This is a genomic window from Marivirga tractuosa (genome assembly GCF_042140215.1).
Classification (GTDB): Bacteria; Bacteroidota; Bacteroidia; order Cytophagales; family Cyclobacteriaceae; genus Marivirga; species Marivirga tractuosa_A.
The window spans coordinates 240,640-258,478 of record NZ_CP159478.1 but is presented as its reverse complement, the minus strand read 5'-3'; the positions used below and the strand labels follow the sequence as shown (position 1 = coordinate 258,478).

Here is a 17,839-nt window from a genome sequence, read left to right as displayed (position 1 = left end):
ATTAACTGATATAAAAGCTTAGTTTTACTTTTTTGCCATCATCTTCAAAGCTCAATTCATCACTTAAAGCTTTCATTAAGAATATTCCTCTTCCTCCTGGCTTATCTATATTTTCTGGTGCAGTTGGATCAGGAAGTGAATTATAATCAAAGCCTTTGCCTTCGTCAGAAACATTAAAGACAATAGTGTTGTCTTCCATGTTTAGTGTTAAAAAAACATTTTTGTCTTTATTGCTTTCGTTTCCATGCAGGATGGCATTGTTGACAGACTCTGTTACGGCTATCATAATATTGCCGTAAATGTCATCATTCAAGTCAAACTTCTCTTTAGCATTGTCAATAAAGCTCTCAACTATTCTTATGTTCTCGCTGAGAGATGGAATACTTATACTGATTTCACTCATCGTATTAGGTTTTCTTTAGATTTTAATCGATTATAATACTTATTAATTTCATTTTTATAGTAAGGCGTAAAATTGGGCGGTACATTTCTAAGTTGCTCAATTTCTTTTTCCTTTTCTTTTATATACTCTTCAAATGCATTTGGGATTCGGTCTCTTTCATATTCAGTGGCGGTTTCCCCTTTTCTTTCATCCTTTTCTTCTTGCTCTTCCCTTGCCTTTTCAGACTCCAGTAATCGAGTAACAATTTTTTGTTGTCTTTCTATTAGTTGACGATCTAATCTTTTGTTGACTAAATCTTCTTCTATTTTCTCCATTTCTTCAGAGATATCACCAGTATTACCACCATTTTCTTTTCCGCCTTCATCACCATCTTTACCCAATTGTTTTTCAAGCTCTTCCATCATTTTTCTGATTTTAGCTTGTTCTCCAGCTAATTCTCCAAGTTTTTCGGAAAATTGCCTTCCTTGCTTCTGCCCTTCACTTAACTCTTTTGTTTGTTGATTAAGGGATTTCTGCATTTCAGATAAACTTGGTGTTTGCTCATTGCCTTTCGATTGTTGCCCCATTCCCATAGATGATTGCATTTGCATCTGCATTTGCTCCAAAACATCATCAAGCATCAGTGCAAGATTGTTCATGGCAGTCATGGCAAATTGTTGTTCTCCTATGGCTTTACCATTTTCTCTTTCTCGTAATGCTTTAATACTAGACTCCATAGATTCATTCATTTGGTCTAGTTCCTTATTAATAAAGTTTTTAAGCTGAAAAACACGCTCTGCTAGTGAAGTAAGGCTGTCTTCAACTATTTTAGCATCGTCTTGCATGGCAAGCTGTTTCTCAGATAAACTTATGAAGCGTGGGTCACTTGGATTTACTTCTCGGAAGTCTTTCATTAATTCTTCTTGTCTGAAAGAAAGCTTCAAGAGATTGTCCACTATATTTCTCAAATCATCTATATTTTCTTGTAAAGCTTCCATTTCCATACTCATTTGCATGGAAGAAAGCATTTCAGACATTTTCTTCATTTCCTCAGAAGACTTTTTTTGCTGCTCACCTGCCCCGCTTTTATCATTTTCTTGCATTTCCTGCAAGCTGTTTTGCTGGCTTAAATCTATTTCATTTTCTTGCTCTTTGGTATCCTGAAGTTGATTAGGTTGTTTTAAAGATTGATTGCGCTTTTCAATGTCTCTTAGTTCTTCCTGAATTTTTTCAAATTTTTCATTTAATTCCTTTTGTTCTTCTATGGCCTTTTCCTGTTCTTCTTTTGATTTAAATTCTTCGTCCGCATCTTCATTTTCTGTATTATTTTCTTCTTCACTTTTAGAGGAACTCTCTTCTTCTTCTTTTGGCTCGTTCTCTTCAGCTAGGGCTTTTTGTTCCTTTTCAAGTTCTTTAACACTTTCCCCTACTTGCTTCATATCGTATTCGATCTCCATTCTTTTGAAAAGCTCCATAAGCCTTTCCATTTCTTTAAGCTTGTTCTTTTCTTGCTTTTTGAGATCTTCAACAGATTCGCGGAATTCATCTGATTCATTTTGTTCTTCTAATAAGGATTTAATTTTTTCCATCAACTCTTCATTCTCGTCTTGAAGCATCTCTTCCATCAAACTTTCGAGCTGTTTAGATTTTTCTTCAGTTTTAGGGTATTGTTTATTAAAACGATCTCTTTTGGCTCTGTTCTTCTCTAATTCGTTTTTAATTTTCTCTAGTTCTTTTCTCCTATCCTCTCGCTCTTGAAAAATATCTTCTATCAATTTTTTATCTTCCCAATCTAAATTTCTCTTGGTCTTCAAGATTTCCTCTAATTCTTCCAGTTTTTTATTTGTTTCTGAAGTTGATTTAATGTTTTTATCTAGTTGATTTTCAGTTGATTGACTTGTTTTTTTAATTTCCTCTTCTATTGCTTCTTCGTTTGGTAATTGAAAAGTGTAGGTGGCACTTTTTGAATATTTTGCCCCATTAATTCCATCATTATCGGCTACTTCAACATAGTATTCTAGTTCTACATCATTGTCCTTTAATAAAGAATCTACTTCCCATACTTTAAAATATTTTTGGTTGAGTATTTTTCTATCAAAAGGAAGTGGAATTGATCCTTTTTCTAGAGATTCCCCATTTTGAGTTTTATTATAAACAATTCTTAATTGTGAAAACCCATAATCATCACTTATTTCACCAGCAAGTGCCACTTGACTAAAATAGGTGCTGTCGTTTATTGGATTAAGATTTATTTCAGGATACTTATCTTTGATTACTTCAATAGAATAGCTTATTTTTTGATTATAATCAGCATCTTTATTAAATAAGTTTAATTCATAGGTTAAACTATTTGTCAATTTTTTGGATAAGTTGAATGTGTTATCTTCAATTTTACTGAATTCAACACTATCTTTTTCTCCTTTAAATAAAATTTGATCACTTGATTTACTTTTAATCAACCAATTAGCTTCTGTTCCCTCAGGCACTATCAAATTACCAGAGTTATTTACTCTTTCTGTTTTGCTTCCTATGTAATCTGGATAATCTAGGGTAATGTTCATATCCTGAACTCTTGGTTTTTCATAAACCTTTAGCTGATAGTCTCCAGAATTGAATCCAGCAGCTTCAAGCCTGAAATTCACATCCTTCTGAATATTCTTGATGACAAATTGGTATTCATTATTTGAAACTTTTTCAAATTTCTGTTTTATGCCATCCTTATTGATAAATAACTCGTTTGGTAATTCACTTCCCTCAAGTTTGGCTTTCAGACTAAAGTTTTCTCCTTTAAATCCTTTCAAATTATCATTTTCAATAAAAAATTTGAACGGTGCTTTAGGTATGAATTCTTCATTAAATTTTATGATTCTATAACTTCCTTCTGTTATCATATTAGGAGAAAACATAAGAATTAACCCAATTATGACAGATGGAATAACTACATAAGGCAAGTAGCCAGCATTAGCATTTCTTATGTTAATACTTTCCTTAAAATTTAATAAGGATATTTTTTCATATTTCTGATTGATACTGGCCGTGATCAAGCTGTTTTCACGAGTTGTTAAGTCATTTAACTGTATGATATTCAGAAGCTTATCACTTATTTCAGGGAAATATTTGCCGATTTGCTTGGCGGCTTCTTTATCACTTAAATGTTTACCGTTTTGTATCAAGTGATAACTTGGGATGAAAAGATATCTAATTAGAAAAAAGACTATACTCAAGGCAGAGATTAGAAAAACAACAGTTCTGCCAGAACTTTCCATTTGAAAACTGTATTCCAACCAACTGGAAATCAATAATATAAATAGGAAAAAAGCTAAATTTAATATAAGCCCCTTTACTATTTTGTTTAAATAGTATTTGCGCTTATAAGCTTTCAACTTATTAAGAACTTCCGTTATGTTGCTGTTTTGCTTCACCTCAGTAGTAACGGGAAATTTAAAACAATGATTTCCAATATATTATCAGCTTTATGAAACATCTAACTCAATTTTTACTGGACAGTGGTCAGAATGCTTTACTTCTTGTAAAATGTCAGCTGCTTGAAGTTTATTGAGAAGATTTTCAGAAAGCATATGGTAATCAATTCTCCAACCTTTATTTCTTTCTCTGGCCGCAGAGCGATAACTCCACCAGCTATATTGATCGGGTTCTTTATTTAATTGTCTAAAACTGTCGATAAAGCCATCATTTAAAAACTCGGTCATCCATTCACGTTCTTCGGGTAGAAAACCAGAGCTGTTTTTATTTCGAACAGGATCATGAATATCGATCGGCTGATGACAAATATTATAATCTCCGCAGATTAATAAATTGGGAAAGTCTTTCTTTAATTCTTGAATATATTTTCTGAAATCGGCCAACCATTCCATTTTGAAATCCTGACGGGGATCACCGCTGGAGCCACTTGGCATATAAGTACAGATTACTGAAAATTCTTTAAAATCAGCTCTAATTACCCGACCCTCTCTGTCGTATTGTGGCATCCCACATCCCACTTCTACATTTTCAGGTTTTATTTTGGTGAAAATACCTACTCCGCTATATCCCTTTTTCTCTGCTGAATGCCAATAAATATGATATCCTAAATCTTCAAAAACAGTAGTGTCAATTTGGTCTTTATTTGCTTTCAGTTCTTGGATGCAAAAAATATCAGGCTGTTCATTTTTTAGCCATTCGCTTAAGCCTTTTCTTTCGGCAGCCCTAATTCCATTTACGTTATAAGAAATGATATTCATATATAATTATACCAAATTAAAATTCTAAACCAATTTCTTGCTCAAAATACTCAATTACATGCATTTTAAGCAATTTTTCCTGTTCTAATAAGTCAAAATGCGGAAGTTTTTTAATTCCCTTCCAATGTGGCCACCCATTTTCGTCCATTCCTTCCAATTCATAAAAACCTGAAAGACTTAAAACTTTGCAAATCGCAATATGCATTAAATCCTGTTTTTCTTCTTTACTGAATGTATGCGGCCCTTTACCTAGCTCTTGAACTCCAATTAAAAAAAGTATGGCATTAAGATCTTTTGGTTTTCTGCCAATAGAATCTTTTAAGGCTAACCGAAGTGCCTGCCATCTTCTTTCGAGTTCAAGGTCTTTTTTAATCATTCCCGTTTTCTTTCAAATATTCCCAATATTCGACAGCTCTTCTCAAATGTGGAATTACAATCGTTCCTCCAATTAAGTTTGCGATAGAAAACACTTCAAAAACCTGATCCTCAGTAACGCCCAATTCAAAACATTTTCCTAAATGATAGCGAACACAATCATCGCAACGTAAAACCATGGAGGAAGAAAGACCAATCATTTCTTTAGTTTTTTTGTCCACACTGCCTTCTGCAAAAGCATTGGTGTCAAGATTGAATATTCGCTTAAGGATTTTATTATTGCTCCCCACGATTTTATCGTTCATTTTTGCACGATATTCGTTGAATTCTTCTACTTTATTCATATGTATTATATAACTTTTAATGGGCATATGGAATCTTTGATTAAAAATCAACTTCGATTGGTGTTAAATTCGAAGTTGGATTTTTAATGTCGATTTCATAAATTAAAATCACTATCAATTTTGAAATTTAAATTAACCTGCAAAGTTAGCCGTTGTGAACTTACGAAACCAAAACTTTACCCTAATTGTATCAGATTTTCTGTCATTATTTTTTCCTAATTACTGCAGTGTCTGCAATTTAACCTTATCGAAGTCTGAAACCTTGGTTTGTAGCCATTGCCTTAGCAATCTGAATGTCACGAATCTCCATTTAGATCAGCCAAATCAATTGCACAGAAGATTTTTTGAAATCCCCAATTTGAAATATGCTATGGCTTATGCCTGGTTTCAAAAAGATACTGTAATTCAACACCTTTTACACCAACTGAAATATGAGGGAAACGAAGCGATAGGGCTTTTGTTGGGGGAAATTTATGGCGAACAATTGTCCGACTATTTTAGTAATGAATGGGATTTGATTACGACTGTGCCAATTCATTATAAAAAGCAAAGGAAAAGAGGTTATAATCAAAGCCATAAAATAGCAGAAGGCATGAGTTTGAAGCTAAACATACCTTTTGAGCCTATTTTAGAGAAAACAGTTAATAGAAAAAGCCAAACTAGAAAACACAGAATTCAAAGATTTGATAATGTAGAGTCTACTTTTCACTTAAAAATTCCAAAGGAAAATTTAAAGAACAAGCGAATTTTACTTGTAGATGATGTAGTAACCACTGGGGCAACTTTGCAAGCTTGTAGCCAACCGCTTCAAAAGGCTGGAGCGGAAATTTCTATTGCCACAATTTCTGCCACTAGAGCTTAATTCAAATTTAAGATTTTAGCTTTTCCATTATCAAATCCTGATGTTGTAAATAAATGATAAGATTTTCTAAGAGTATGTCGGAGCCCTCCTTTTCCTTTTGTTGGGTTAAAACTTTTTCGCAAACTCTGTAAAGAACCTGTCTTGAAGTTAATTCATGGCTCTTGGCTACTTTATTAATTAAATTCGCTATTTCATCTTCATTTAAAGCACCTTCAGGTAAATCGTCCAATCTTTTAATTTCTGATTTTAAGGCTTCAACTTCAGCTAAGCGGGTAGGTTTTTTGGATAAATAATCTTCCTTTTCCTCACCCGATTGAGCAGGTTGATTTTTCATAAATTCATTCAGATCCTTTAAAGTATCTTTTTTCTTTGCCATGGTCATCAGTTATTTAAGATGTGAAAGAATAGCTTTTGTTATGGGTAAAAATTCTTTTTCTGCCAGAATAGTACTGAAATTAGCGAAAATATTTTTTGCAGGAACTTTTACTTCCAAAATTTCAGCGTCTAACTCAGATAGTGCATCTTTTACCGTATCAATTTTGGTAGCAGAATGCACTCTATTTGGCAAAACCAATATTTTTAAGTTCTTATTTTCTTCTAAAGCAGGCTTTATATCTTCCACTGTCTGGTAAGTCACCAGCAAATCATTAGGTGTAAGGCTAGTGGGAACTATTACCAAATCGCTATTCAAACTCAGCTTTTTAATATGTTCGTCTGTAGTTTTTCCTGCACTATCTACCACAATAAAATCCAAATTTTGGCTTTTTAATTGTTCGATGTCTTTTAAAGCTTTGTGATCTTCGGAACCGATAATTGGGAAAACAGCGGATTCTTTTGCTCCTGTTTTATAGAGTTCCATTTTTCTCAAAGTATTGAGGGTATAATTGGTGTCGGTTTCCAACATAGCCAACGAATGGCCTAAACTATGCAACATGGTAGCAAAGTGGATGGCGCTGGTAGTTTTACCAGTCCCTCCTTTTCTTGAGATAAATGAAATTATTTTTGTCATATCATAAAATGAATATCAATAAAAATACATAGCTGTAACCCTTTTTCCAAATCTAGGTTAAAAATGAAAAAAGATAATGCATAAAACATTTAATATCGAAGAAATTAACGACTTAATCAGAACCAGAAGATCTATTTATCCTGCACAATATACAGGTGAAAAAGTGGATGATATGATAATTGAGCAAATGTTGGAAAATGCCAACTGGGCACCGAATCATAAACATACTGAACCCTGGCGGTTTATTGTTTTTACTGAAAATGGTTTAGATCAACTAGGAAAATTTCAATCTGATATATATAAGGAAGTTTCGACCGCAAACGGTAATTTTGATGAATCTAAGATGGAGAAGTTGAGAAACAAACCATTGATGGCATCACATGTGATCGCAATTGGAATGAAAAGAGATGAAAAACAGAGCATTCCTGTGGAAGAAGAAGTTGCGGCCGTAGCTGCAGCTGTTCAAAATATGCAGTTAACGGCAAGTGCCTATGGCGTAGGTTGCTATTGGGGTTCAGGCGGAATCACTTATATGGAGGAAGCCAAAAAAGCGTTAGGCACGTCGAAAAAGAAGATAAATTATTGGGCTTTTTGTATGTAGGAATGCCTAAAGAAGGTTTTTGGCCAGAAGGCAAAAGATCACCAATCAATGATAAAGTAAATTGGGTTAAAGGATGAATCAATATCTGCAATATTTACCTATAATAATAGCATGGCTCATATTTGGCATTGCCCATTCTGTTTTAGCATCTAGACTTCTTAAGGATAAAATGAATTTAAAACCTGTGAATTATCGTAGGTTATATAATATCATTTCAATCTTAGCAGTTTTATTCATTCTTCTATTAGGAAGTACTATTTCTCCAGAATATTTATTTCCTAAAGATCAAACAAGCAAAGCAATAGGTTTAATTATTGCAACATTTGGTTTTTTGCTGGCTAAATTAGCTTTTAGACCCATTAGTTTTTCTGAATTCATGGGAATTAAACCAGAACAAAAGCAAACACTTATTACAAGTGGAATATATGCCCGTATGCGCCACCCACTTTATACCGCATTAATTTTAGGTATCCTTGGCTTTGTGATATTTAGCCCTACTTACACCAATTTGTTACATGCTATTTGTATCTTGATTTACCTATTGATTGGAATTCATTATGAGGAAATAAGATTGATAGCGCATTTTGGTGATAAATATAAGGAATATAAAAAGCGAACACCTATGCTTTTTCCTACCTTGAGACGATAAATATTTAATTTTTAAAATAGAAAACCTGGCACTTTTTAAATTAAAAAAGGGTTTATAAGTTTGTTTGCACCTGCTATAAAGCTCATTCATCGAAAGATGGAATGAAATATTAAAAATAAGCAGGGAAATATTTTACTTTTTATGTTAGCAAACTACATTTGAAGTGTATATTTGCGCCACGAAATTTTAAATTCCTTTATGGAACTTATTCAAAGTAAGCACTTTAGTCAAGAACAAATCGAGCAGTACAAGGAAGAATTCGAATCTTCCAAACCTTTTCACCACCTTATCCTGGATGACTTTTTGTCAACGGAGGTTGCAGAAAAACTTCATAATTTCTTTCCTGAAGATGAGCTTTTCAATAAACCCAAAAAGGATAAACATGAAAATAAACTGGAGGGTGATAAGTTTGAGGATTATCCTCGCCTATTCAACCTTTTAAAAGAAGAAATTGCCAAGCCGCAATTTCTGGAGTTTATTGAAAAGGTAACAGGTATTAAAAATGCATTCATCACCAATGATGGTTTTGGGGTAGGCATTCAAAAAGGTAAAAAAGGCTCCTTTGAAGATGTGCATGTGGATTTTAATATTCACCCTGAAAAAGATGTGCAAAGAAGACTTAATCTTCAGCTTTACCTTACCCCAAGATGGAAACCAGAATGGAATGGTGCGTTAGAGATGTGGAATGATTGCGTATCTAAATGTAAAAAGGCTGTTTCTTGTAGATTTAACAGAGCGGTGATCTTTGAAGTGAAAGATACTTCTTATTATGGCTATACCAAACCATTGGAATGTCCGGATAAAGAAGAAAGAAAAATGTTTTCTGCTACTTTTTATACCAAAAAGGAAACAGAGGATATTACTTTTCATGACACCATTTTTCCTGAGCACCAAGAGGAAAAACAGCAACCATCATTTTTAGATAGTATTAAAAAAGCCTTAAAAGTTAGCTAAGCATAATATTATGTCCAAAGTCTCAACCACAGAAATTACATCTGATTCCATAGCTTCTGATAATCCAATTCACCAACGTTTATTGGCAGCTTATGTATATGTACAACCGCAAATTGAAGGAAACTTATTAGAAATTGGATGTGGAACGGGAAGAGGCTTGGAAATTTTAGTGAATGCAGCCGATCATTATACGGGCATAGATAAATACAAAAGCTTAACGGACGAATTGCAAGCTGAATATCCTCAAGCGGATTTTAATGCCATGCATATTCCGCCATTAACTGATATTGAAGATAATAGCTTTGATAGAGTCGTTTCCTTTCAGGTAATAGAGCATATTAAAGATGATAAAAGCTATTTGAAAGAAATTCATCGAGTGTTAAAACCGGGAGGAAAAGCAATTATTTCCACTCCGAATAAAAAAATGACGCTTACGAGAAACCCTTGGCATGTCAGAGAGTATTTTGCTCCTGAATTGGAAGCGCTTTGCAAAAGCATTTTCTCAAAAGTAGAAGCGAATGGCATTGCGGGTAATGATAAAGTGATGGATTATCATGAGAAAAACCGTCAGTCGGTTAAGAAAATAACCAAATTCGATATTCTCAACTTGCAGTACCGTCTCCCTGCGCCTTTATTGAGAATTCCTTACGAATTTTTAAATAGAGTTAACCGCAATAAATTAGATCAGGCCGATAATGCCTTGGTTAAATCCATTACGGTAGCAGATTATTTTGTGAATGAGAATGCTGCTGAAAGCCTAGATTTATTCTATACCCTAGAAAAGGAAATTAAGAGTACTATTTAATAAGTCTAGAGACAAAGGACTTTGCTTTCGTTTTTCTACACGGTAACAAAATTGACTGTAGTCTTCATATACGTTTAAAAAGTCTCGTATTTCCGTATCCCCTTTAAAGGATGGTTAAATTTTAATTTTTCGAAAACAGATAATCCTAACTTGGCAAGAGTGTTTATTCCGTTTCGTACATTTTATTTCCAAGTTTCTCAATTATGGATACTATTTTTTCGGCTTTTTGATTGTCAGTTGCTACAGTATTTATTTCATGAAAAATATCTTCACGTTGATTTTTACTTAAGTTCTCAAAAGTGCTTAATACTTGTGCATCCTTGAAGCATTCTAAAATTTCGTTCTTATCATTTTCTTCAACTTGATTTTCAAGATATAAAGTCACCATCACAGCGTCACCACCTTTTTTGTTAATTGCGTTCCTTATTTCAGAATTAACAGACATTTTCTTATCAGAATTTTTTACAGGTCCTAAGTTCTTGTTCTTTATTTCAAAACCATCTATCGTTCCTGAAACTTTTAATTCTCCCCATTTGCCTTTAATGCCTTTTGTGTTTGGTATAATCAATTGATATGTCCAAGCTCCATTCCCAGGTATATATTGCAGAGTCAGCTTTTCATTTTCAATGATATAATTCATTTTATACTATTTCTGATTTTTCTAGATCACTTTTTACTTTATTGCCAACAAATAAATACGTTTACCTTTTTAAATATAGTTACCTTAGTAAACTCAAGCAGTTTCATGCTTTACTTCATTCCGGGTAAGCTGATTCCTTTTAGTTTTCGGTAAAGATTTATAGCATATCGATCTGTCATGCCACTAATGTAATCAATACATAACAAACTGATTTCATAAAGGCTTGCTGTATCGGTGATTAATTCTTGATAAGTTTCAGGTAATAATCTGAAAACGGTTAAATCTTTTTTGCTCGATTCCTCTATTCCTTTTTGTGCAATTGCTGCTCCCAAAAATTCTTCCAACAAACCTTCTAAAACTCTATGGCCTACCACTTCTGTTTCCAAAACTAAATGCGAGCGATAGATTTTCTGAATGGATACTTCTATGATATTACTCAGCACTCTTTTTGAAGGAACTTTGCTCATTAAAGCAGAATCAAATTTCCCAGTCAAAATGTCTTCTTCATTTGCCATGAAAACCTCAGCGCATTCGTTGATGAGTTTGTTGATGCATAATGCTCTTAAATAAGCTATCTTTTCATTTTTCCCTTTTGTTTTTTCTAGCTTTTCTGGCAAATAGGAATCCCCTAAAACATTGGCTAATAAATCACGCGCTTGTTCGTAAGGAACCCAACCCAATCGGCAACCATCTTCTAGGTCAATTACATGATAGCAAATATCATCTGCTGCTTCCACTAAAAATGTAAGCGGATGACGCACCCAACTCATTTCGTTGGATAATCGAATCAAGCCTAATTCATTTGCTAATTCTTCAAAATATTGCTTTTCAGTTTGAAAGAAACCGTATTTCTTCTGGCTTTTTCTGCTGTCATCTTTTTCAAAAAGATGGGCAGTTCGGGGATATTTACTAAATGCAGCTAAAGTGCTGTAAGTTAATTTTATTCCCTGATTATCAGGTCTGTTGAACAAACGAAAACCTTGCGCATTCCCTTCAAAGTTTATTAAGTCTTCCCATTCTTCTACTGAAACTTGTGATTGAATCCATTTTCCTAAAGAGCTGTTTTTGAAAAATGCTGAAATAGCATCTTCACCTGAATGGCCGAAAGGCGGGTTTCCTATGTCATGCGCTAGAGAAGCAGCTGCTACAATAGCTCCAAAATCAAAGGATGAAAAGCCCGATTCCTGCAATTCAGAGTATTTTTCCACTATGGATTCCCCCACTTTTTTACCGAGGGAACGACCTACGCTACTTACTTCTAAGCTGTGTGTTAACCGAGTATGCACAAAATCTTCCTCGGGTAAAGGAACAACCTGTGTTTTATCCTGCAACCTACGAAAAGGATGAGAAAAAATAATTCTATCGTAATCTTGCTCGAAAAAAGAGCGTGCGGAAGATTGATTGGTATTAGTGCTTTGCTCTAAGCGATTTGGGTTTAGTAATTTTAGCCAGTTCATTTTTTCCATAGCTTAAAATTAATGGAAAGAATTGATTTAAGAATTATAGATTGGAGATAAAAGGAGGAGAGTTTCCATTAATTGTTTTTTAAGAGGTTTAATGTATAAAAGGTACGAGGTGGGAAGCTCGCATCAGCACATAATTCTGAGCTAGCTTAAGCTTTCAAGCTGGCGCGCGTTTCTTAACGCATGCCCATTCTTCTACCTATTCTCACTATTCACAATAGTATTATCTATATATAAATTTCTTCCCGAAAGGCTAGTATAATATTCTCTCAGTTTTCTAGGGGATGGACTATTGGTAGGGTATCCACTTAAATTATAGAAAGAGTTTCCACATTCACATTCCAAATATTGTTGTCCTGCATTCATGGAAACAATAGAACATTCCTTTTCAGGCTCGTAAGGACATGTTCTTTCAAAAGCGGCATAGTCGTTTTCAGCCCTTTTGACTACTATTACTCCATTTAAACCCACATCGGGTAAAACCACATTTTTTTCAAACTGCAAACTTTGATAGCTGACTAAATCGAGGTTGAGCGATAATTGAAAGGGATCAGGATATGGTAACTCATCAAAATATACCTCAGGGTTTTCTTCTCCACAACTTAAAAACATAAGGAGAGGAAAAAATAATAGAAAAGAAAATTTCTTAATTATAGTCATAAAACCCTTTACCGCTTTTTCTTCCATGGTGGCCGGCATCCACTTTTTGTTGTTGAATTCTGCTTGGTCTGAATTTGCTGTCATAATAAAATGATTCAAACATTGACTTGGTTACTGAAAAGTTAGTATCAACGCCTATTAAATCCATTAACCGAAAAGGACCCATTTTAAATCCCGAACTTTCCACTAATCTGTCAATTTGTTCGAAATCGGCTACATTTTCTTCGGCTATTTTTAAAGACTCCACATAAAAATGGCGCGCCACACGGTTAACGATAAAACCTGGCGAATCTTTTGCCATCACGGCTTTTTTGCCCATTTTTTCTGCTAATGCTTTAGTGGTTTGTGCAATTTCTGGATTGGTAGCTGCTCCAGAAATAACTTCGACTAATTTCATAATGTGGGCAGGATTGAAAAAATGCATGCCCACCAGTCTTTCAGGGTTTTGAAGTCCAGCACCAATTTGGGTGATGGGAATAGAAGAGGTATTGGTAGCTAAAATGGTGCTTTCAGAATTGATTTTTTCAAGCTGACTGAAAATGTCAATTTTTACCTGCAGCTTTTCAACTACTGCTTCTATTATAACATCTGCTTTAAGCTCATCCAGTTTAGATATGAAACTAATATTTTGAAGACAAGCATCTTTTTGCTCTTGAGTTACTTTACCTTTTTCAATTCCTTTCTCCAGGTTTTTGGTAACGGCAGATTTGGCTTTTTCCAAAGCAGATTCTTGAATATCAAAAATAATGGTTTGGTAACCGGCCATTGCGCTCATTTGAGCAATCCCTGAACCCATCGTTCCTGCTCCTACTATTCCTATGCTTTTAATGTCTTTTAATTTCATTTAATACTTCTTTTTAACTCAAATGCTTAAACTGATTTAAGAAGCGAACATCATTTTCTGAATAAAGTCTTAAATCATTTACCTGAAACTTTAGCATGGCAATTCGCTCAATTCCCATACCGAAAGCAAAACCTGTATATTCTTCAGAATCAATTCCGCAATTTTCTAACACATTAGGGTCAATCATTCCTGAGCCTAAAATTTCTACCCATCCGGAATATTTACAAATATTACAGCCTTTGCCTTTACATATGTTGCAGGAAATATCCATTTCCGCGCTTGGCTCCGTAAAAGGGAAATAAGAAGGACGGAATCTGACTTTAGTATCTTGGCCGAAAAGCTCTTTGGCAAAATAATATAAAGTCTGTTTTAAATCCACCAAACCCACATTTTTATCCACAAAAAAGCCTTCTACCTGATGGAAAAAACAATGTGCACGAGCTGAAATAGCTTCATTTCTGAAAACACGACCAGGTGCCAATGCCCTAAATGGTGGTTTCTGGTTTTCCATAATTCTGATTTGCACTGAAGAAGTATGCGTTCTAAGTGCAATATCAGGATTGCTTTCAATAAAGAAAGTGTCTTGCATTTCACGGGCAGGGTGATTTTCAGGGAAATTCAAAGCGGTGAAATTGTGGAAATCATCTTCAATTTCTGGGCCATCCGCTACATTAAACCCTATTTTTTGGAAAATCTCGACTATGCGATTGTGTACGTAGGTTAGTGGATGAACAGTTCCCAAATTAATATTGGGCGGAAGTGTCAAATCTACTGGAGCAGAAGATTTATTTCCTGTATCAGCACTTTCCAATCCGGCAATCAGCTCCTTGAATTTTTCTTCTGCTAATTGTTTTACTTCATTTACCTCCTGTCCAAAAGCCTTTCGGTCTTCCGGAGCTATATTTTTGATGTCGGCAAAAAGATCTCCTAATACACTTTTGCGACTGATAAATTTTAATCTATAAGCCTCTAACTCATCTTGAGTTTTGGCTGTTGCTGCTGATATTTCAGCTTTTAATGCTTTTATCTTTTCAGACATCGAATTTCAAATCAGTTTTAATCCTAAAAAACAAAGTTAAACGAAAATGGCGGAATATTAAATAAGAGGGAGGACTACTTAATATAAGGGCTCATTCAATCTTCACTTGAGGCAGGGTATAGTTAAGGGTTGTGATGGTAGCGAGTAATTAAATCTTTTCTTAAGCAATTTGAACTAATAAATTTTTTCAGATTATGATGTAATATTATATTTACATACTAATGTATTCTGTCAACCAAATATAATTTAGGATGTCTAATATCATTGAAACCACTCATTTAGAATATAATAAAAGTGCTTTTTTGATAGATTTAATCAAGCATGATAATGGAGATTATTTTATCGAACTTTTACAAAGTATTGATTCAGGAAATAAATCTGAACAATCAATAAAGATTAATCCCACACTAATTGAAGATATTGTAAATGTTTTGAAAAAATATTTGGAGCAGATTCCTGAAAGTCAAAAGGAAGCAAAAAACCATATAACTGCCGTTGACCAAAGAGAAATTCTAAAAAGGTATTTTAAAGGAGTATCAATTAAAGATTTATCAATACAATTTAATTCTAATCAGGAAGATATTAAATCAATCTTGAGGAATAAAAATATTGCTATTGTATCTAATAAGCCAATCAAAAAAAGATACTGGCGCAAAAAGAAAAAATAATTAGTTTTTCAATTACTTATTAAATAAGACTCTCACTAAAAATTATCTCAATCTGATAATTCTTAATTGAACAAATATAAAAGCATCAGTTCATAGATCTTTTTTACAAATCAAAACTACCTTCTCCTCATTCTTCAAAGTTGTAGCGAAAAGATAGTGCTTCCCTCCATCCTTAAGGTATAGTTTCTTCTTCAATTGTGCAATCGGCATGGGAAAATTTCGGCTTGCTAAATTTGCTTTCATCTCAGGCAGATGTTTTTTCAATTCCTTTTTTTGAACTGGGCTTTGCCCAATTATTTTAAATACCCTGCCTGGGAAATCTTCTTTGATTTCATTTGATGTAAATAGATGAGTATTGGGATGAAGCTTCGAAAGCTGAAAATCTTGAGCTAATTGCTTGAATAGTGCTGCTTTCATCATGGCTGGTGATGGTTCATATAAATATTGCTGAGGTAATTCATAATCAATGGAACTCTCAGCTTCTTTTGATTTATCACCTCTGTAGCTGAAAATCGGAATTCCATTTTCTGATATCTGAACAGTTTGAATTTCAGGGTTCTTAACCATTTCTTTACTCAAAATATAAAGCAATTCCTTTACTTCTCCTTTCAATTCAATAATGTAAACTGCTTTTACTTTATTTTCCAGTTCTGTTATAGCCCGGCTGATGTCCTGCATAGGCGCAGCTTTCACCATGATATTTTTTGCTTTTTCGAAAAGTAAGGGCAATAGTTCCACTAAATTTGGACTGCAATCTTCCCATAAAAATACTTTCTGATTACGGTCTCCTCTTCTTGCGGGATCAAGATAAATCCAGTCTAATGGCTTTTGGATAGAATTTAAAAACTCTTCGGATTGCGAATGATGAATTTCAATATTGGCATTCAACACTTTGAAATTATATTGAGCCAATTCGCACAACTCTTCTTGTTGGTCTACATAATGACTTTTAGAGAGGTTTTGGGAAAGGTAAAAAGTGTCTATTCCAAAACCTCCTGTTAAATCTGCAAAACTATGTCCTGAAATTAAATTGGCTTTGAATTTTGCTGTAGGCTCCGAACTGCATTGTTCTAAAGAAAGCTTTGGCGGGAACCAAACTTTTTCAGCATACCATTCAGGCAATTTCGTTTTTGCTTTTTGGCGTGAAGCAATTTGGGAGGCAATTTCCTTTAAAGGTAAATCAGGAAATAGTTTTTGCTTTAAAACCAATTGAGCAGGATTATCCTGCTCATGGTTTTTTATAAATTCCCAGATTTTATCATTTTTATCGTTCAATTCCATAAGGGTGAACTAAGCTGTGCTCAATCATATATTCTGCAATCTGCACGGCATTGGTTGCGGCACCTTTTCTTAAATTATCGGCTACTATCCACATATTCAAAGTGTTTTTAGCCGATTCGTCTCTTCTGATTCTACCCACAAAAACCTCATCTTTTCCATGTGCATTTAATGGCAATGGATAAACATTATTTTTAGGATCATCTTGCAAAACTACACCAGGCGTATTCGCTAAAATTTCTTTTACCTCTGTGATATCAAAATCATTTTCGAAAGTAACATTGACAGATTCTGAATGTCCACCCATAACAGGCAAACGAACACAAGTTGCTGAAAGTCCAATGGAATTATCACTAAAAATTTTCTTGGTTTCATTCACCATTTTCATTTCCTCTTTGGTGTAATCATTTTCCAAAAATACATCTATATGAGGCAATGCATTCATATCAATTGGGTGCGGATAAACTTTCTCACCTTCTTTTCCGGCTCTTTCATCCATCAATTGATCAACAGCTGCTTTTCCGGTTCCCGTAACAGATTGATAAGTAGAAACCACTATGCGTTGCATTTTGTATTTTTTATGCAACGGAGCCAAAGCCATTACCATCTGAATGGTAGAACAATTAGGATTGGCAATAATGCGGTGGTCAATTTTAATTTCATGACCATTAATTTCCGGCACAATCAATTTAATGCGGTCATTCATTCTCCAGGCTGAGCTGTTGTCAATGACTACTGTCCCAATTTCTTCGAATTTTGGAGCCCATTCTAAGGAGGTGTTTCCTCCAGCTGAAAATAAAGCTAAGTCAGGTTTGGCTTCTACGGCTTCTTCCAAAGTGATAACGGTATATTCCTTACCCTTAAAGCTCATTTTCTTGCCCGCAGAACGAGCAGAAGCAACCAAAAGTAATTCATCAAATTGGACGTTTCTTTCGTCCAATACCTTTAACATTTCACCACCCACTAAGCCAGTGGCGCCTACAACAGCTATTTTCATATTCTTCTATTTTTTAAACCTAATTACA

At 34.2% G+C, this 17,839-nt stretch carries 20 protein-coding genes; 6 read left to right on the top strand and 14 right to left on the bottom strand.

The window, feature by feature from the left end:
- Position 1: 1 nt before the first annotated feature.
- The 5 genes from ABWH96_RS01105 to ABWH96_RS01085 form a co-directional block, all read right to left on the bottom strand.
- Positions 2-403: an ATP-binding protein gene (locus tag ABWH96_RS01105; protein ID WP_375579706.1), complete on the bottom strand. Its 402-nt coding sequence runs from the start codon at positions 401-403 to the stop codon at positions 2-4.
- Complete coding sequence (locus ABWH96_RS01100; protein ID WP_375579705.1) at positions 400-3,666, bottom strand: DUF4175 family protein; 3,267 nt, start codon at positions 3,664-3,666, stop codon at positions 400-402. The genes ABWH96_RS01105 and ABWH96_RS01100 overlap by 4 nt, the downstream gene beginning before the upstream one ends.
- Before the next feature lie 189 nt (positions 3,667-3,855).
- Positions 3,856-4,623: an exodeoxyribonuclease III gene (locus tag ABWH96_RS01095; protein WP_375579704.1), complete on the bottom strand. Its 768-nt coding sequence runs from the start codon at positions 4,621-4,623 to the stop codon at positions 3,856-3,858.
- 16 nt (positions 4,624-4,639) lie between these two features.
- Positions 4,640-4,999, bottom strand: a complete 360-nt coding sequence (locus ABWH96_RS01090) for a hypothetical protein (protein WP_375579703.1) — start codon at positions 4,997-4,999, stop codon at positions 4,640-4,642.
- Entirely contained in the window at positions 4,992-5,342 is a 351-nt protein-coding gene (locus ABWH96_RS01085; RefSeq protein ID WP_375579702.1) for a carboxymuconolactone decarboxylase family protein, read from the bottom strand. Before ABWH96_RS01085 ends, ABWH96_RS01090 begins: the two co-directional genes overlap by 8 nt.
- A 328-nt stretch (positions 5,343-5,670) precedes the next feature.
- Here ABWH96_RS01085 and ABWH96_RS01080 point away from each other — a divergent pair, with 328 nt between their 5' ends.
- Complete coding sequence (locus tag ABWH96_RS01080; RefSeq protein ID WP_375579701.1) at positions 5,671-6,204, top strand: ComF family protein; 534 nt, start codon at positions 5,671-5,673, stop codon at positions 6,202-6,204.
- Between the two features lie 7 nt (positions 6,205-6,211).
- Here the strand turns inward: ABWH96_RS01080 and ABWH96_RS01075 are convergent, their stop codons facing one another.
- Positions 6,212-6,580 carry a hypothetical protein gene (locus ABWH96_RS01075; protein WP_375579700.1) on the bottom strand — a complete coding sequence of 123 codons (369 nt, stop codon included), beginning with the start codon at positions 6,578-6,580 and terminating at the stop codon, positions 6,212-6,214.
- Positions 6,581-6,589: 9 nt separating this feature from the next.
- Complete coding sequence (locus tag ABWH96_RS01070; RefSeq protein WP_375579699.1) at positions 6,590-7,213, bottom strand: division plane positioning ATPase MipZ; 624 nt, start codon at positions 7,211-7,213, stop codon at positions 6,590-6,592.
- A gap of 76 nt (positions 7,214-7,289) precedes the next feature.
- Between ABWH96_RS01070 and ABWH96_RS01065 the strand changes: the two genes are divergently transcribed.
- The 4 genes from ABWH96_RS01065 (at position 7,290) to ABWH96_RS01050 (ending at position 10,222) form a co-directional block, all read left to right on the top strand.
- Positions 7,290-7,814, top strand: a complete 525-nt coding sequence (locus ABWH96_RS01065) for a nitroreductase (RefSeq protein WP_375579698.1) — start codon at positions 7,290-7,292, stop codon at positions 7,812-7,814.
- Between the two features lie 73 nt (positions 7,815-7,887).
- Positions 7,888-8,463, top strand: coding sequence for a methyltransferase family protein (locus tag ABWH96_RS01060; protein WP_375579697.1), 576 nt, complete (start codon positions 7,888-7,890; stop codon positions 8,461-8,463).
- A 198-nt stretch (positions 8,464-8,661) separates the two neighbouring features.
- Positions 8,662-9,417 (top strand): 2OG-Fe(II) oxygenase, encoded by a 756-nt coding sequence (locus ABWH96_RS01055; RefSeq protein WP_375579696.1) that lies wholly within the window; start codon positions 8,662-8,664, stop codon positions 9,415-9,417.
- A 10-nt stretch (positions 9,418-9,427) separates the two neighbouring features.
- Positions 9,428-10,222 carry a class I SAM-dependent methyltransferase gene (locus ABWH96_RS01050; RefSeq protein WP_375579695.1) on the top strand — a complete coding sequence of 265 codons (795 nt, stop codon included), beginning with the start codon at positions 9,428-9,430 and terminating at the stop codon, positions 10,220-10,222.
- Between the two features lie 163 nt (positions 10,223-10,385).
- Here ABWH96_RS01050 and ABWH96_RS01045 read toward each other — a convergent pair whose 3' ends face one another.
- The 5 genes from ABWH96_RS01045 to pheS all read right to left on the bottom strand — a co-directional run bounded on the left by ABWH96_RS01045 (position 10,386) and on the right by pheS (position 14,868).
- A complete protein-coding gene (locus ABWH96_RS01045; RefSeq protein ID WP_375579694.1) occupies positions 10,386-10,862 on the bottom strand; it encodes a DUF1905 domain-containing protein in 477 nt (158 codons plus the stop codon).
- Between the two features lie 110 nt (positions 10,863-10,972).
- Positions 10,973-12,319 (bottom strand): deoxyguanosinetriphosphate triphosphohydrolase, encoded by a 1,347-nt coding sequence (locus tag ABWH96_RS01040; protein WP_375579693.1) that lies wholly within the window; start codon positions 12,317-12,319, stop codon positions 10,973-10,975.
- A gap of 201 nt (positions 12,320-12,520) precedes the next feature.
- Positions 12,521-12,937: a hypothetical protein gene (locus tag ABWH96_RS01035; protein ID WP_375579692.1), complete on the bottom strand. Its 417-nt coding sequence runs from the start codon at positions 12,935-12,937 to the stop codon at positions 12,521-12,523.
- A 34-nt stretch (positions 12,938-12,971) separates the two neighbouring features.
- The gene (locus ABWH96_RS01030; RefSeq protein ID WP_375579691.1) at positions 12,972-13,829 is read right to left on the bottom strand and encodes a 3-hydroxyacyl-CoA dehydrogenase NAD-binding domain-containing protein; all 858 of its coding nucleotides are present in this window, start codon (positions 13,827-13,829) and stop codon (positions 12,972-12,974) included.
- Between the two features lie 13 nt (positions 13,830-13,842).
- Positions 13,843-14,868, bottom strand: coding sequence for a phenylalanine--tRNA ligase subunit alpha (pheS, locus tag ABWH96_RS01025; protein ID WP_375579690.1), 1,026 nt, complete (start codon positions 14,866-14,868; stop codon positions 13,843-13,845).
- A 251-nt stretch (positions 14,869-15,119) separates the two neighbouring features.
- Between pheS and ABWH96_RS01020 the strand changes: the two genes are divergently transcribed.
- Positions 15,120-15,536, top strand: a complete 417-nt coding sequence (locus tag ABWH96_RS01020; protein ID WP_375579689.1) for a hypothetical protein — start codon at positions 15,120-15,122, stop codon at positions 15,534-15,536.
- 90 nt (positions 15,537-15,626) lie between these two features.
- Here ABWH96_RS01020 and ABWH96_RS01015 read toward each other — a convergent pair whose 3' ends face one another.
- Both ABWH96_RS01015 and ABWH96_RS01010 read right to left on the bottom strand, forming a co-directional pair.
- Positions 15,627-16,817, bottom strand: a complete 1,191-nt coding sequence (locus ABWH96_RS01015) for a hypothetical protein (protein ID WP_375579688.1) — start codon at positions 16,815-16,817, stop codon at positions 15,627-15,629.
- Positions 16,801-17,811: an aspartate-semialdehyde dehydrogenase gene (locus ABWH96_RS01010; protein WP_375579687.1), complete on the bottom strand. Its 1,011-nt coding sequence runs from the start codon at positions 17,809-17,811 to the stop codon at positions 16,801-16,803. Before ABWH96_RS01010 ends, ABWH96_RS01015 begins: the two co-directional genes overlap by 17 nt.
- Positions 17,812-17,839 lie beyond the last annotated feature (28 nt).